The organism is Mesorhizobium sp. M0663 (assembly GCF_040320585.1).
In the GTDB taxonomy this organism is placed as follows: Bacteria; Pseudomonadota; Alphaproteobacteria; order Rhizobiales; family Rhizobiaceae; genus Mesorhizobium.
Map to the genome: position 1 here is coordinate 327,031 of NZ_JAMYPX010000002.1, position 14,226 is coordinate 341,256.

The 14,226-nt window shown below is 63.7% G+C and carries 14 protein-coding genes; 4 read left to right on the forward strand and 10 right to left on the reverse strand.

Annotation, left to right across the window (positions count from 1 at the left end; translation table 11 throughout):
- Window positions 1–46: 46 nt before the first annotated feature.
- From NKI54_RS04740 to NKI54_RS04750, 3 genes are read left to right on the forward strand one after another with little or no spacing between them, the layout of a single operon-like run.
- Window positions 47–1,114 (forward strand): type III polyketide synthase, encoded by a 1,068-nt coding sequence (locus NKI54_RS04740; RefSeq protein ID WP_023677219.1) that lies wholly within the window; start codon window positions 47–49, stop codon window positions 1,112–1,114.
- On the forward strand, window positions 1,111–1,824 hold the full coding sequence (locus NKI54_RS04745; RefSeq protein ID WP_352635969.1) for a methyltransferase domain-containing protein: 714 nt from the start codon (window positions 1,111–1,113) through the stop codon (window positions 1,822–1,824). Before NKI54_RS04740 ends, NKI54_RS04745 begins: the two co-directional genes overlap by 4 nt.
- Window positions 1,821–3,041 (forward strand): NAD(P)/FAD-dependent oxidoreductase, encoded by a 1,221-nt coding sequence (locus NKI54_RS04750; protein ID WP_352635971.1) that lies wholly within the window; start codon window positions 1,821–1,823, stop codon window positions 3,039–3,041. The genes NKI54_RS04745 and NKI54_RS04750 overlap by 4 nt, the downstream gene beginning before the upstream one ends.
- Here NKI54_RS04750 and NKI54_RS04755 read toward each other — a convergent pair.
- From NKI54_RS04755 to NKI54_RS04800, 10 genes are all read right to left on the reverse strand, one after another.
- On the reverse strand, window positions 3,038–5,572 hold the full coding sequence (locus NKI54_RS04755) for an NAD-dependent epimerase/dehydratase family protein (protein ID WP_352690782.1): 2,535 nt from the start codon (window positions 5,570–5,572) through the stop codon (window positions 3,038–3,040). The two genes, NKI54_RS04750 and NKI54_RS04755, sit on opposite strands and share 4 nt — an antisense overlap.
- A 364-nt stretch (window positions 5,573–5,936) precedes the next feature.
- Window positions 5,937–6,179: a hypothetical protein gene (locus tag NKI54_RS04760; RefSeq protein WP_352690783.1), complete on the reverse strand. Its 243-nt coding sequence runs from the start codon at window positions 6,177–6,179 to the stop codon at window positions 5,937–5,939.
- 140 nt (window positions 6,180–6,319) lie between these two features.
- A complete protein-coding gene (locus tag NKI54_RS04765) occupies window positions 6,320–6,886 on the reverse strand; it encodes a hypothetical protein (RefSeq protein WP_352690784.1) in 567 nt (188 codons plus the stop codon).
- Window positions 6,883–7,662 (reverse strand): DsbA family protein, encoded by a 780-nt coding sequence (locus NKI54_RS04770; RefSeq protein ID WP_352690785.1) that lies wholly within the window; start codon window positions 7,660–7,662, stop codon window positions 6,883–6,885. The genes NKI54_RS04765 and NKI54_RS04770 overlap by 4 nt, the downstream gene beginning before the upstream one ends.
- A gap of 53 nt (window positions 7,663–7,715) precedes the next feature.
- The gene (locus NKI54_RS04775) at window positions 7,716–8,399 is read right to left on the reverse strand and encodes an SCO family protein (protein ID WP_352690787.1); all 684 of its coding nucleotides are present in this window, start codon (window positions 8,397–8,399) and stop codon (window positions 7,716–7,718) included.
- A gap of 67 nt (window positions 8,400–8,466) precedes the next feature.
- Window positions 8,467–8,994, reverse strand: a complete 528-nt coding sequence (locus NKI54_RS04780) for a TlpA family protein disulfide reductase (RefSeq protein ID WP_352690788.1) — start codon at window positions 8,992–8,994, stop codon at window positions 8,467–8,469.
- Window positions 8,995–9,001: 7 nt separating this feature from the next.
- Window positions 9,002–9,442: a DUF411 domain-containing protein gene (locus NKI54_RS04785; RefSeq protein WP_352452325.1), complete on the reverse strand. Its 441-nt coding sequence runs from the start codon at window positions 9,440–9,442 to the stop codon at window positions 9,002–9,004.
- 28 nt (window positions 9,443–9,470) lie between these two features.
- The gene (locus NKI54_RS04790; protein WP_352569090.1) at window positions 9,471–10,907 is read right to left on the reverse strand and encodes a multicopper oxidase family protein; all 1,437 of its coding nucleotides are present in this window, start codon (window positions 10,905–10,907) and stop codon (window positions 9,471–9,473) included.
- A 131-nt stretch (window positions 10,908–11,038) separates the two neighbouring features.
- Window positions 11,039–11,446: a hypothetical protein gene (locus NKI54_RS04795; RefSeq protein WP_352690789.1), complete on the reverse strand. Its 408-nt coding sequence runs from the start codon at window positions 11,444–11,446 to the stop codon at window positions 11,039–11,041.
- A gap of 87 nt (window positions 11,447–11,533) precedes the next feature.
- Window positions 11,534–11,959, reverse strand: coding sequence for a MerR family transcriptional regulator (locus tag NKI54_RS04800; protein ID WP_352690790.1), 426 nt, complete (start codon window positions 11,957–11,959; stop codon window positions 11,534–11,536).
- Window positions 11,960–12,022: 63 nt separating this feature from the next.
- Here NKI54_RS04800 and NKI54_RS04805 point away from each other — a divergent pair, with 63 nt between their 5' ends.
- Window positions 12,023–14,224 carry a heavy metal translocating P-type ATPase gene (locus tag NKI54_RS04805; RefSeq protein WP_352690792.1) on the forward strand — a complete coding sequence of 734 codons (2,202 nt, stop codon included), beginning with the start codon at window positions 12,023–12,025 and terminating at the stop codon, window positions 14,222–14,224.
- Window positions 14,225–14,226: the final 2 nt, after the last annotated feature.

A 14,226-nucleotide genomic window follows, 5' to 3' on the forward strand; every position in this document is an offset into this window, starting at 1 on the left:
CCCTCCGGCGGCACGTTACACCGTGCACACGCCGAGGAGACAGAATATGCCCGTCAACGCCTATATCAACCGGATCGCGACGGCGGTGCCGGAGCACGAGGTTCATCAATTCTACCTGCGTTTCGCGGCCTCCATGCTCGCAGCCGATCGCCGGAGGATCTTCGAACGCATGGCCGATCTTGCCGGCATCGAGCACCGCTATTCCTGCTTTGCGCCGGCGTCCGACCCCGAAGGACAAACTGCCGACCTGGCCGGGACCTTCATCCGGGGCGCGTTTCCCGGAACGGCCATGAGAATGGCGATGTTCGACGATGCCGCACCTGTTCTGGCGCAAAAGGGCATCGACGGATTGCAGCTTGGCGACGACGCTTCCCGCATCACCCATTTGATCGTCACCACCTGCACCGGCTTTTCGGCGCCGGGCATCGATCTGGAGCTGATTGCGCGTTGCGGGCTGCCCGACAGTGTCGAACGCACGATGATCGGGTTCATGGGGTGCTACGCGGCGATCAACGGCCTCAAGCTGGCCCGTCACATCGTCCGCTCGGACCCGCAGGCCAAGATCCTGCTGGTCAATATCGAGCTCTGCACGATGCATCTGCGCGAAACCACCGAACTGGAAAAACTGCTGTCGTTCTGCCTCTGGGGCGACGGCTGCGCGGCCACGCTCATTACCGCCGAGCCGGCCGGCATCGAGCTCGATAGCTTTCACTGTCTGGTGGCGAGGGAGCGGCGGGATCTGATGCGCTGGAATATTCGCGACCACGGCTTCGAAATGGTTCTTTCCGGCCAGGTGCCGGCAGCGATTCATGAGGCGTTGCGGAACAGCCAGGCCGCCATGCTCGGCGGCCGGCCGACCGAGGCAATCGACCTTTGGGCCGTGCATCCGGGTGGACGTTCGGTGCTCGACGCCGTCGAAAGGGCCCTGGAACTGGAGCCCACCGCGCTGGAACCATCGCGCGAGGTGTTGCGCCAGTATGGGAACATGTCGTCGGCGACCGTCATGTTCGTGATGAAGGAGATGTTGAAGGCGCCACCCGGCCTGCTCGGCTGCGGCATGTCGTTCGGACCCGGGCTGACGGCCGAAACCATGCTCTTTCGAACGGTGTCATGAGCGGCCTGGAGCACCGGCAGCTCGCGCCGGAAATCCTCGACGGACTTGCGGCCGAAGATCCGCGAGCGCTGGCCGCGCGCCGCGACCTTCGGCGCATCAATATGCTGATGTTTCAGGTGCCGATCATGACGTCGTTGCTCAGGAGGTTCGTGCCAACGCCGCCACGCCGCATCCTGGAGATCGGCGCCGGCGACGGCTCCTTCATGCTGGCGGTGGCGCGGCGCATGGCCACGCATTGGCCCGGGGTCGAACTGGTAATGCTCGACCGCGTCGGCCTCGTCACCGCGCAATTGCGCGGTGATTTTGACAGGCTGGGATGGAAGGCCGAAGGCGTCACCGCCGATGTCTTCGACTGGGCAGGAAAGATCGAGGGTGCGCCGTTCGACGCCGTCACCGTCAATCTGTTCCTGCATCACCTCGACAATGCGCAGCTCGTGCGTCTGTTTTCGCTGATCAGGCCGAAAGCCCCGTTGCTCATCGCGACAGAGCCGCTGCGGGCGAAACTGCCGCTGGCCGCGACCCGTCTTCTGCCGGCAATCGGCGCCAACGACGTCACACGAAACGACGCGGCGCAAAGCGTGCGTGCCGGCTTTCGCGGCAGCGAGCTTTCCCGTCTCTGGCTTGCGGCCAACGGCAAACCGGTCGAGGAGCGGCGCGCCGGCCTGTTTTCCCACATCTTCGTCGGCGCCAGTGCCAGTGTCGAGTCATGACGCGATTGTCGACTCATGACGCGATTGTCATTGGTGCCGGCCCGGCGGGCACCTCCGTCGCGCTCACGCTGGCCCGGCGCGGATGGGCCGTGGCAATTGTGGAAAAAAGCGCATTTCCGCGCCGCAAGGTCTGCGGCGAATACATCTCGGCAAGCAATCTTGCGCTTCTCGACCGGCTCGAGATCGGCGATGCCTGGCGTACCAATGCCGGCCCCGAAATCCGCCGCGTCGGCTTGTTTTCCGGCGAGACCTGCGTCGAGGCGGCAATGCCACGTGCAGGAGCTGGGCCTCGTGGGAAAGACAGCTTCGGCCGGGCGCTCGGCCGGGACATTCTCGACTCTCTGCTTTTGCAAGCGGCGCGATCGGCGGGTGTCGAAATCTTTCAACCCTGCCGCGCCGTCGCCATCGAGCCGGACGGTGAGATGCAAAGGGTGCGAATTCAGGCCGGGGATGAAGCGGCGATGTTGCGTGCGCCGGTGATTGTCGCCGCTCACGGCTCCTGGGAACCGGGACCATTGCCCAGCCAGCTCGGAAAGGCCAATCGCCCGTCGGACCTACTCGGCTTCAAGGCGCATTTCACCGGGTCGTCGCTGGCGCCGGATTTGATGCCTCTGCTGGCCTTCCCCGGCGGCTATGGCGGCATGGTTTCGGCGGATCATGGCCGGTTGTCGATCTCGTGCTGCATCCGGCGCGATATGCTCGCGCGGCTGCGTAAACAATATGGCCCCAAACAACGGAGCCACGTGTCGGCCGCCGATGCGGTCTCCCGGCATCTCCTGAATTCATGCCGGGGCGTGCGGGACGCCCTGGAACCGGCTCTCCTCGACGGTCCGTGGCTTGCCGCAGGTCCGATCCGGCCGGGAATTCGCTCGTGCTACGAAGGGGACATCTTCCGCGTCGGCAATGCAGCCGGAGAGTCTCATCCTGTCATCGCCGAGGGCATCTCGATGGCGCTTCAGTCCGGCTGGCTGCTGGCTTGCGAACTCGAATGCGCGCCAAGTGGCCGAGCAGGGCGCGAGGCTGCCGCCAGACGCTACGAGGCGGCCTGGAATAGACTGTTTTCGACCCGGGTCTACGCCGCCGCGGCCGTTGCCGGAATTGCCCTTCGCCCCGGCAGCGCCACCTTGATGGCGGCGATCGTCCGGAATTTCCCGCAGGCACTGACGCTGGGCGCGCAACTGAGCGGCAAGACCAAGCCGGTTCCAGGCTTCGTCTAGGCGACATAGCGGTCCCATGAGCCGTAGTGCTCCTTGCTTCGGCGCCCCCGAGGCAGGCTGAGGCCGATCACAACTAGCCCTGCAACGGCATTGTTCAATGTCGAACCTCTGGTCGCGCCGTCGAGCAGCCAGGGCGCTGCGATCAGCCATAACCCGAACGGCAGGTTGAGGAAACGCAACGGCCGTGCCACCTCGGCCATGGCGCAGACCGCGATCGTGATGATCATGGCGCCCGAGAGGTGATCGCTGTTTGCAATGGCGCCGGCTGTGCCGAAGACCAGCCGCGAGACCATCAGCCAACCGCCGACGATACAGCATGCGACCAGCGTCCATGGAAACGTGACACCGCGAATGGCTGCGGCGGACTGTGCGGCAAGCGCGGCGGAAAAGCCGGGATCGTTCTTGTCCGCCTCGCCGTTCGGCTCCGGCCCGCCTTGGAAAAAGGTGCGCCAGAACGGACGGTCTGCCCGCACGCTGCGCAGCATGTACTGGCCCATGGCGACCACCTCGTCCAGCGTCAGCGGGATCATGACCAGCATGGCCGCCGCCGCGATGAGGCACAGTGTGCAATAGGTGCCGATCATGATCGGCTGGATGATGATGAAGAAGATCGAGACGCCGCCGAGCGGCACCACCAGGATGAAGAAGAAGGTCACCATCCAGGGCATGGTGCGCCAGCGGGTCGCCGTGCCCATCGCGCCCATCAGGGTTTCGATCATATAGGCCACGGCGCCAAGCCCGGCATCAGCGACTGGCCAGGCTTGAGAAACGTCGGATGTGATGATGAATTCCGTGCCGTTCCTGCCGTCTCCGCCGGAGAAGAACGGCTCCCAGACAGCACCCACATGGCCGAGCTGGTAGGCAGTGAGATAGCGGGCGATGAGGAAACCGAAGAAACCGAGCGCGATGATCGGCAGGCGCTGCAGCCAGGATGACGGCGAGTAGGTCCAGCCAGGCGGAACGGTGCTCTCGTCCATCATCCCTTCGTGGCTCATGCCCGGCATCATCGGGACGAGCACCGAGAAAGCGATGGCCAGCGCGCCGACGATCGTGTCGTTCATGGTGGCGGCGGCGCTCGGCGTCCAGAAGAACAGCGGCGCGAAGAGCAGCCACAGGCCGGCGATCGTCGTGCCCCATTGCGCCCAGGAAAAACGCGGCGACAGTGCGAGCCCGCCAAACAGCATCAGCAGCAAGCCCGAGACAATGTCGCTCCAGCCGGTGAGCGCGTTGCGCAGCACCGGTTCCCACAGTCCACGCTCTTGCGTGACGTCACGCACAGTGCCGGCCGCCGCCGGATCGAACAGCGCGAACTGAAGCGGGCTGGTGAGGAGCCACACGCCAAGCGTGATGACCAGGAAATGAGCCCAGAGCATCTGCTTGCCCATCCCCGCCATCTCGGCCATGTGTCCGGGTTTCATCTTGTCGTGTTTGGCCTCGAACGCCTTGTCTTTCTCTCGCGCTTTTGTTCCGCTGCCGGCCACCTTGGCGGCGTTGAGCTTGTTGGCCCGATACCAGCCGGCGGGATCTGCCTTGAGCGCGTCGACGATCCGCGGCAACGTCTCGCGCAGGGAATGCCGGGGCTGCCAGCCGAGGACATTGCGGGCACGGCTGATATCGATCGCGTAGTGGTCGTCGGCGATATCGACCATCCAGGGACGAACGAATGATTCTTCGCCCAGCACGTCCTGTTGGACCCAGGCACCCGCCTTGGCGAGCGCCTTCGGCACCTCCCGTGTCTCCCAGTTCTCGCCACGGATCAACCGACCAATCTCGGCTTGAAGTTCGCCGTAGCCCATGACCTCAGGCTCGCCGAGAAGCAGCGCCAGCTCCGTGGGAAGTTTCTTCCGCCGATCTATAAGGCGCGCCACCGCATCGGTGAGGTCTTCCAGATGCAGAAACGACTGCCCTGTGCGCAGGTCACCCGGATATACATGCCCGGTCGGATCCTCTTCGTAGATACGCGCAATCTGATTGGCGAGGAATGCGTTACGGCCGAGATCATCATAGACGCCGGCCGGCCTGGCATAGACGACAGGGATCGCCCCGTGCTGCTCATGGATCAGGTGCTCGGTCTCGATCTTCGAGGTGCGGTAGGGTAGGTTCGATTCGAGCGGCCAATCCTCATCGATGATGTCGCCCGGTCGGCCACCCTTGTGCGCCAGCATCGAACTCATGAAGACAAACTGCTCGACCTCAAATTGTTTCAGGGCGCGCAGGAGCTTCTCGGTGCCGCCAACCGTAATCTCTTCGTAGAGCGGGTTCCGTTCGCCTGTGAGATCGAAATAGGCCGCAAGATGGATCACCGAGGCGAGGCGGGCGCCATAGGCCGTCCGCACGCGCGCCAAACCGGCTGCCACGGCGTCCTCCGATGTCAGGTCGATGCAGACGCACTCCGCGGCCGGCGGCGGCTGACGCGTCGCCGCCCGGTCGAGGCCGACGAGAGCAAACCGGTCGGCGAAGCTGTTGACCAGAGCCGAGCCGATGAAGCCGGTGCTGCCGGTAACAATAACCGTGTCTTTGCGCTTCGCCATCCAGACCTCATAGCCGGCGATTTGCCACTCCTGAGAGGGCCGAAGGCGACAGACGTTAAGAGCCGAGGGGCCGGACCAGTTCCGACGCCGACCCGATGATGCTGCTGCTTCCGATGACGACTACAACTTTCCGCCGTTTTTGCTCTTTTGACCCCGACTGCCTATGCCGTCAGGTTCGCAAATATTTGACCAGCGCCGCGATCGCGAGCACGAGGGTGACAAGCACCAGGACCCAAATGAGCGCCATGCCGCCCATCATCCACATTGAACCGTCCATCATCATCACAATCATCCCTCCCGCCGCTGCCACCGGCGATTGCGAGGGGAACTAGTTCGCCATGTACGCCCGTCAAGGCGAACTCGATCAGCCCACGAAGGCAGTGGCTTGCCGGTCAATCAAGGCACGTTCAATGCTATCGACGAACGAGTTCATAATAGGCTTCTGCCAGAACATGCTGACCGCGCGGTAACTCCGGAAGGGCAAGGCTTTAATCCAGCGCCTCCAGCGCCCGCAGCAAGTGTTCCACGACATCTGATCTGCCTTGCCGATATGCCTCTCTAACAGGGCCAGTAGCTGCCTTTCGACATTCATGGTTCGGTCCGCCATTGGACGACCTCCGGAGGACGACCTCCGGAAGTTAGCAATAAGCCTGACGGTTCCAGCCACCGGAAGGTCAAGCGCTCCTTTCAAGAAGGTAGAACAGGTTGAGAGCGCTTGTTGAACCGCAGCCGAGTTGTCGCCCGGCTCTACTCTCCTCCGCCGCAGCCGTCTGAGAGATCCCAGACGTCGACGACCTGCTTGCCGGTGAAACCGTGCTCGCGGATCAGGAACTTCGCCAGCCCGCCATACACTTTCCAGCGCCAGCATTGGCAGCAGCATGGGCCTTTCTCGTTGGAATTGGCCATCGCATAGTCGTAGGCCTGCTGCTCTTCGCCGGAGAGTTTCACATCGTAGTAGGGCATCATCTTCTGTGCGATGCCGGCCGGAATATCGTACGGATCGCTTGGGATCATCGCGATCTCGCGGTACCTGGCCAGGCCGCTCACCTGCTCGGCATAGCGCTTCGTCTCCATCGGGCTGCAGCACGAGCCCGTGATCCGCGACGTTGCCGGCATGGTCGCAATCGATTCCGTGAACTTGGTCGAACACGTGCTGTTGCCGTTCTGGCTGAGATATCTGAAACGGCGTGCCAGATCGGGATCCTCAGCGGCGATCGCCAAATCCGGCCCCTTGAGCAAGCCGACGACCGCAGCGGCGCCAAAGGCGCTTCCCAGAACAACCGTCCGTCGGTTTGGGCAAAATATTCGGCTCATTTGCTGGTCCTCGCCTGCTCGATCAGTTTCTTCATCGTTGCGAGGTCGGTCGCGCCGGGGAAAATCTGCTCGCCAACGACGAAGCTTGGCGTTCCGCTGATCTTCAGCGCCTGGGCAAGTTGCGTATTCCGGTCGATCGACGCCTGGATATCGGGCCGCTGCATGTCGGTCTTCAGTTTAGCCACATCGAGACCGACGTCGGCAGCCACCTTCAGCACGACCGCTTCGGTCACCCGCGTCTTCACCGCATACAAGGCCTTGTGGAACGCCATGTATTTGCCCTGGCGCACTGCGGCGAGAGCCGCCTTGGAAGCAAATACGGAATCCGTGCTGAGGATCGGGAATTCCTTGTAGACGATCTTGAGCTGCGGATCGTCGGCCATTGCTTGCGCCATGATCGGCGCAACCTGCCGGCAATAGGGGCAGTTGTAGTCGAAGAACTCGACCATGGTGACGTCGCCTTCGGCGTTGCCGCCGACTGGGCTCGCCGGGTCCCGGAAGATATCGTCGGCCTTCGCCACCAGGGCGGCTTTCGCCTCTTTTGCCGCAGCCTCGCGCTGGCGGGCATCGAGGCTCTGCAGCGCCTCCATGACGACCTCGGGATGCGCGAGGATATAGTCGTGGATGCGCTGGTCGAACTGGTCCTGGGACATCTCGACGGCGGCGATCGCCTGATTGTGGAGACCGAGCGCGAGCCAGATCGTCGCGCCGGCCAGCATGACGGCACGGGCCATTTTGCCGACGGCTCCGCTCAATGGATTGGACTTGTGGGTCACAGGGTTCTCCTTCCCTCTGTTTCGCCGGACCGCCGGCACGTGCAAATGATGCCTCAGAACATGCCCTTGATTTTCGTCCACCATCCCGTTTCCTGCTCATGGTGCGGGCGCTCGACATTGTTGGTAAGCGCATTGACGAATGTGACGAGATTGACCGACGCGAAATCCAGGCCATGGAAATTCGCCCGCCAGCGGCCCTCCTTGTCGATCACATGGGTGATGGTGCCGTGCATCTGATAACCATCATCCGTCAGCGTGAACTTGTGGCCGAAGGCCTCCGCCAGTCTGCGGGTCGCATCCTCCGGCTGATCCTCCATCGTGGTCAGGAACAGCCAATTGACGGGATCGAGCCCGTGCGCCGGCCCGTATTTGCTGAGCACGTCCGGCGTGTCCCTGGTCGGGTCGGTGGTGATGGTCACAAAGCTGACCCGGTCCTTCATCGGCGTGCCGTTCACCATTTTCTGGATCTCGGCGATCTTCTCGGCATGAAGGGGGCACACATCCGGGCACGGCGTGTAGATGAAGTGGAGGACGACCACCTTGCCGCGCAGGTCTGCCGTTCGCACGACACGCCCGTCGGCGGTGCGCAGCGTGAAATCAGGCGCCGGCTTGTCGATCGGCTGGAAATATTTCTCGTCGGCCTCAAGCGTGGCGTCGATTTCGTCGAGCGAGTGGGCTTGCGCCTGATACGAAAAGCCCGCGGTCAGCGCCGCAATGGCAATTACGCTTAGCAGCAAGCACCTCCATTCGTTCAAAGCCGATGCAACGCAGCGAGCCTTTAGCCCGAACATATCTGTCCCTTTCTCACTTGGCGGCGATGCGGCTGCGGATGAAGTCGACCATGTCGGGGGCGTCCCATTCGGCCGGCCCAATCAGCCGGCCGATCTCCTTGCCGTCGCGGTCGACCAGCAGGGTTGCCGGAAGGCCGACGGTGCCGATGGCGAACATGGCCTTGCCCGAGACGTCGATGTTGAGGGCGAGGTGCTTGATGCCGATGTCGCCGAAGAACTTCTTCACAATCTCAGGACCGGCGCGGTCCATGGACAACGCGACGACCTCGAAATCCGGACCGCCGAGTTTGGCCTGCAGCCGATCGAGCGTCGGCATCTCCTTGCGGCAGGGCGCGCACCATGTCGCCCAGACGTTAAGCAGCACGACCTTGCCGTGGAAATCCGCAAGCGTTTTCGGCTTGCCATTGCCGTCCTTGAAGCTGATTTCCGGCACGGGGACAGGCGCCTCGTGAACGACAAAGTTCTGCGGCGGCTCAGCGGCTGATACCGGCAGCGAAAATGCCAGCAGCATGCCAATCAGGACCATGGCCAGTTTGCTCACAATGTCCTCACTCGGTCGCGTAGACGGTGGGCGCCTTGCCGTCCTTGGTGAAGGCGTAGACGACGAAGGGGCCTTGCTTCTCGCCACCCATGCCTGGGGCGCCAGCCGGCATGCCGGCGAGCGTTATGCCGGTGATGGCAGGGCGCTCGGTCAAAAGCTTCTTGACGATCTCGACCGGCACCAGGCCATCGACGATATAGCCGTCGACCATCAGCGTGTGGCAGCCTTCGAGGTCGGCCGGCACGCCGGCATCGCTGCTGATCTGGGAGAGATTGTTGACCGGCTTGATGTCGACCTTGAAGCCGTTGTGCTCGAGATAGTTGGCGTAGGACTCGCAGCAGCTGCATTGCGGGTTCTTGTACATGACGGCGTTGATCGTTGCGGCGAAGGCGGGCAGCGGCGTTGCGATCAGCAGGGACAGTGCGGCAAGGCGGTAGGTCAGTTTCATTGCAGTTCTCCTTGGTTGGATAAAAGTTTCAGGTCACGCGGAACGTCGTCATCAGGCCGGCCATCTGGTGATCGGCGACATGGCAGTGCAGCATCCAGTCGCCTGGATTGTCGGCGACGAAGGCGCATTCGATCGTATCCTTGGGGGCGAGCAGCACCGTGTCCTGCCATTGCCGGTGCGGCACCGGCGAGCCGTTGCGCGAGATGACCGACAGGCTGAAGCCGTGGACATGCATCGGGTGCCACCAGGCGGTTTCGTTGCGCATGGTGAGATGGCAGGTCACACCGCGTTTCAGCGTGAACTGCGGCGCCATGCCGGCATGGCCGTCGCCGGTCATCGACATGCCGTTGATCGCCCAGGCCGCACCGCCGTTCATGCCCATCATCCCCATGCCCATCATGCCGCCGACGCCCTTGAGCTTGCCGCCGCCCATCATGCCGCCCTGCAGGACGATCTCCTGGCGCTCGGCGCCAGCGAGGTCGGGCTGGGGCAAGGGGTTGCGCGGCAGGCCGACAGGCGTGTCGAGCGGATGGGTTCTCAGCGGCGGCGCTGCGTCATAGGCCAGCGTGGTCAGCGTATAGGCGAGGCCGTCGTAGAAATCGTCGATCACCGCGTGGCGGCTACCGGGGTGGCCCTGCATGTCGAGCACGATGTCGATGCGCATGGCGGGCGCCAGCACCAGGCGACCGCCCTCCGGTTCATGCGGATCGCAGGGCTGGCCGTCGATGGCGACGACGACCGGACGGTGGCCTTCGAAGCGCAGCGCCATCATGCGGGCAAGCGAGGCATTGGCGAGCCGCAGCCTGACGCGCTCGCCGGCCTTCACGCTCCGATCGCCTGGCCCCGTGCCGTTGACGGTGACGACATTGCCGACGCGGCCCGACATCGACGCATCCATGGCACTGCCGAAGCCGCCGGCGATCTGCCCATCGGCCGCAAGCCGCCAGTCCTGCAGCAGCCACAGAATGTCACGGTCGACGGCGACCGGCTCGACCTCCTCGACGACCAGTGCGCCGGCAAGGCCACGGCCGAGCTGGACCAGGCTGTTGGCGTGCGGGTGATACCAGAAGGTGCCGGCATCGGGCGGGGTGAATTCATAGATGAAATTTTCACCTGGCCTGATCGGCTTCTGCGTCAGGCCGGGCACGCCATCCATGGCGTTCGGCAGCCGGATGCCATGCCAGTGAACCGTGGTGTCTTCGTCCAGTCCGTTCTCGACGATGATCCGAGCGGGCTGCCCCTGGCGTAAGCGCAGTGTCGGGCCGGGGACCGTGCCATCATAGGCCCATACCGGAGTGCGCGGACCATCAGGGCCGGCGAACCGTGCCTGGCTCGGCGCCACCCTGATCCGGTATTCGCCGGTGGCCATCGCCAGCGCAGGGCGGATCGGCACTGCGGCGGCAATGCTCGCTGCCGCAAGCAGGAATTTGCGGCGCGTTATGAACGGATTTGAAACGGAATTCACTTTTGTGACCCCTGCGGTAACCGACGGCGAACGTCGCGACGTCGATTGAATTGCTACCGCGCCCGCTGCGCAGTTACGCGCAACCGGGCGATCAAACGCCGCTAATCAGCCGTGGAACGGCAGAAACGGCGTCAGACGAGAGCGCTGGGTCTTGGAGGGAATGGCTCCGGCAGCAGACTTCGCCCGTGCAGGAACGGGGCGGGAAGCGCGGACGGCAGCTCGGCCTGCGGCAGTCCCGTCACGGGGAGAGCCTCCGGCAGCACCGCCAGAACAGGTGCGACACAGGTCGGCGCACATTGCATCGGTTTGTCATTGCCGGCCGAGCCCTTGAGGCAAGCGTTGCAGTCACCGTCCCTGCCATCGGCCATCTTGGCCATGTCGGCGTCGGTGGTGCCGGTATCCGCGGCCATGGTCATGCGGCCGTCGACTGCCATCCTGGCCGACATGACGGCAGCTTGAGCGGCGGACAGGCTGAACCCGGCGGTCACGACGACCGCGAGAAGCATGACCAGGAGGTGTTTTGGTGACAGGCGCGCCATCATCCGCTCAGGTTGACCGTAAAGTGCGGCTTTTGCAAGCTCCGGATGCCGCGACATCGGGGCTGACGCGAGCTCTGCTCTGGCAAATCAATGGTGAGGATGCTCGCATTTATCGTGATCCGCCAGCACCTCGATGACACGGCATTCGCAGACTTTTCCGTGCCGGCAGCCTTCGACCATATGCTCCAGCTCGGCTTTCAATGCTGTAAGGCTGCGTATCCGCTGAACCACGTCGGACAGACGGGCCTGGGCAATGGCGTCGGCGGTCGCACAAGGCTGGCTGGGATTATCCTGCAGCGTCAGCAGCGCCCTGATGGCTTCGATCCCGAACCCCAACTCGCGCGCGTGCCTGATGAAGGCGAGCCGGCGCAAGTCTGCCGCTTCATAATGCCGGCGATTGGCTTCGCTGCGGGCAGGGGCAGGAAGCAACTCGATCTGCTCATAGTAGCGGATGGTTGGAACCTTCACGCCGCTGTGTCGGGCCGCTTCACCGATGGTCACACCTGTTGACATTTCGCTTGCTCCTCTAGTCGCTAGAGGATGTAGCGTCGCGGTCGAAGATACAAGAGGTTCACCATGGCTGCGACCAAACAACAGACCCGCTACCGCGTGGAAGGCATGGATTGCGCCGGTTGCGCCAGCAAAATCGATACGGCCGTGCGGCGGATGCCTGGTGTTCAGGACATCAACGTATCCGTTTCGGCGGGCACTCTGACGGTCACTCATACTCCCGAAAGCAATCTCGGCGCGATCGAGAGGAAGGTCACCGGCCTCGGCTACGCCGTCGCTCCGCTGACCTCCAAGTCTGGGACGCCGGCATCCGATCAATCCGCCGACGACCATGCCGACGGAAGGCACAATCACGACGAGAACGTAGCGGGGTTACATAATAACGATGATGCGCCGGCGTCGGAGCTATGGTGGGACAGCGCCAAGGGCCGCCTGGTCATCGCCAGCGGGGTCGCCTTGGCCGTGGCTTTCGCGATTGATTACGCCTGGCCCGCGACCGGCCCGTGGGCCTTCATCGCCGCAATGCTGCTCGGCCTGGCTCCGATCGCGCGCCGAGCGGCCATGGCCGCAGCCGCAGGCATTCCGTTCACAATCGAAATGCTGATGACTGTGGCGGCGGTCGGGGCCGTCATCATCGGTGCCGGCGAGGAAGCGGCGACGGTGGTCTTCTTGTTCCTGATCGGCGAGTTGCTCGAAGGGGTTGCGGCCGGCAAGGCACGGTCCAGTATTCAAGCGCTCACGGCCCTCGTTCCCAAAACCGCGTTCGTCGAGAAAGACAGCCAGACCCGCGAGGTGCCGGCAGAAAGCCTGGCTGTGGGCGCCATCATCCTCGTGCGGCCGGGCGACCGGATTCCGGCTGACGGCGAGATCACCGAAGGCGGGAGCGCCATCGATGAATCTCCCGTCTCCGGTGAAAGCGTGCCGGTGCGCAAGGACGTCGGCGACACGGTCTTTGCCGGCACTATCAACGGCGACGGCGTGCTGCGCGTCAAGGTGACGGCGACCGCCGCAGACAACACGATTGCACGCGTGATCAAGCTGGTCGAGGAGGCGCAGGAAAACAAGGCGCCGACCGAGCGCTTCATCGATCGCTTTTCGCGCTGGTACATGCCCGGCGTTGTCGCCGTCGCGGCGCTCGTGGCCGCCACACCGCCGCTGCTCTTGAGCGGCGATTGGAACGAATGGATATACAAGGGGCTGGCGCTGCTGCTCATCGGCTGCCCGTGCGCGCTGGTCATTTCAGTTCCGGCGGCGATCGCGGCGTCGCTTTCAGCCGGAGCCCGGCACGGCCTGCTGATGAAAGGTGGGGCGGTGCTGGAAGGGCTCGCGACCATCAACGCCGTGGCGCTCGACAAGACCGGCACGCTGACGCTCGGCAAGCCACAGGTCACCGATGTCGTTGCGGTGGGTGCCAGTGAACGCGACATCCTTTCGCTGGCGGCAGCGCTTGAGATCGGCTCGAGCCATCCCCTCGCTTTGGCCATCCTCCAAAGGGCCAAAGCCGGCAACATTCCCGTGCCGCCTGCCGCCGAAGCCAAAGCGATCGGCGGTAAAGGGGTTATCGGTCGTGTCGGCGGCAAGAACCTGTTTCTGGGATCGCCAGTCGCGGCGCGCGAGATAAACCTGCTGCCAGCAGACCAGGCGGCACGCATCGTGGCATTGAACGATGAAGGCAAGTCAGTGGCGGTGCTGCTTGTAGACAACGCGCTGGCCGGCTTCATTGCCATGCGCGACGAACCCCGGCCGGATGCTTTCGCCGGGCTAAAGGCGCTGACCAATGCAGGCATCAGGACAGTCATGCTAACCGGCGACAATAAGCGCACGGCGGCTGCCATTGGCAAACAGCTCGGCATCGAGGCGCGCGCCGAACTGCTCCCGGAGGACAAGCAGCGCATCCTCGGCGAGTTGAAGGGGCAGGGGCTTAGGGTAGCCAAGGTCGGCGACGGCATCAACGATGCGCCGGCACTTGCCGCGGCCGATGTCGGCATTGCCATGGGCGGCGGCACCGATGTGGCTCTTGAAACGGCTGACGCTGCGGTGCTGCATGGACGCGTCGGCGACGTTGCGGCCATGATCAGGCTGTCCCAAGCAAGCATGGCCAACATCAAGCAGAACGTCACCATTGCGTTGGGCCTGAAGGCAGTGTTCCTGGTGACGACGATCGCCGGCATCACCGGCCTCTGGCCCGCCATTCTCGCGGACACCGGGGCGACGGTGCTGGTGACGGCCAATGCCATGCGGCTGTTGCGGTGGAAGAGCAGCTGGTAAGA

What these genes read in the sequence shown, in the direction of transcription:
- NKI54_RS04740 (WP_023677219.1), top strand. Translation starts at nt 47, where the DNA reads ATGCCCGTCAACGCCTATATCAACCGGATCGCGACGGCGGTGCCGGAG.
- NKI54_RS04745 (WP_352635969.1), top strand. Translation starts at nt 1,111, where the DNA reads ATGAGCGGCCTGGAGCACCGGCAGCTCGCGCCGGAAATCCTCGACGGA.
- NKI54_RS04750 (WP_352635971.1), top strand. Translation starts at nt 1,821, where the DNA reads ATGACGCGATTGTCGACTCATGACGCGATTGTCATTGGTGCCGGCCCG.
- NKI54_RS04755 (WP_352690782.1), bottom strand. Translation starts at nt 5,572, where the DNA reads ATGGCGAAGCGCAAAGACACGGTTATTGTTACCGGCAGCACCGGCTTC.
- NKI54_RS04760 (WP_352690783.1), bottom strand. Translation starts at nt 6,179, where the DNA reads ATGGCGGACCGAACCATGAATGTCGAAAGGCAGCTACTGGCCCTGTTA.
- NKI54_RS04765 (WP_352690784.1), bottom strand. Translation starts at nt 6,886, where the DNA reads ATGAGCCGAATATTTTGCCCAAACCGACGGACGGTTGTTCTGGGAAGC.
- NKI54_RS04785 (WP_352452325.1), bottom strand. Translation starts at nt 9,442, where the DNA reads ATGAAACTGACCTACCGCCTTGCCGCACTGTCCCTGCTGATCGCAACG.
- NKI54_RS04795 (WP_352690789.1), bottom strand. Translation starts at nt 11,446, where the DNA reads ATGGCGCGCCTGTCACCAAAACACCTCCTGGTCATGCTTCTCGCGGTC.
- NKI54_RS04800 (WP_352690790.1), bottom strand. Translation starts at nt 11,959, where the DNA reads ATGTCAACAGGTGTGACCATCGGTGAAGCGGCCCGACACAGCGGCGTG.
- NKI54_RS04805 (WP_352690792.1), top strand. Translation starts at nt 12,023, where the DNA reads ATGGCTGCGACCAAACAACAGACCCGCTACCGCGTGGAAGGCATGGAT.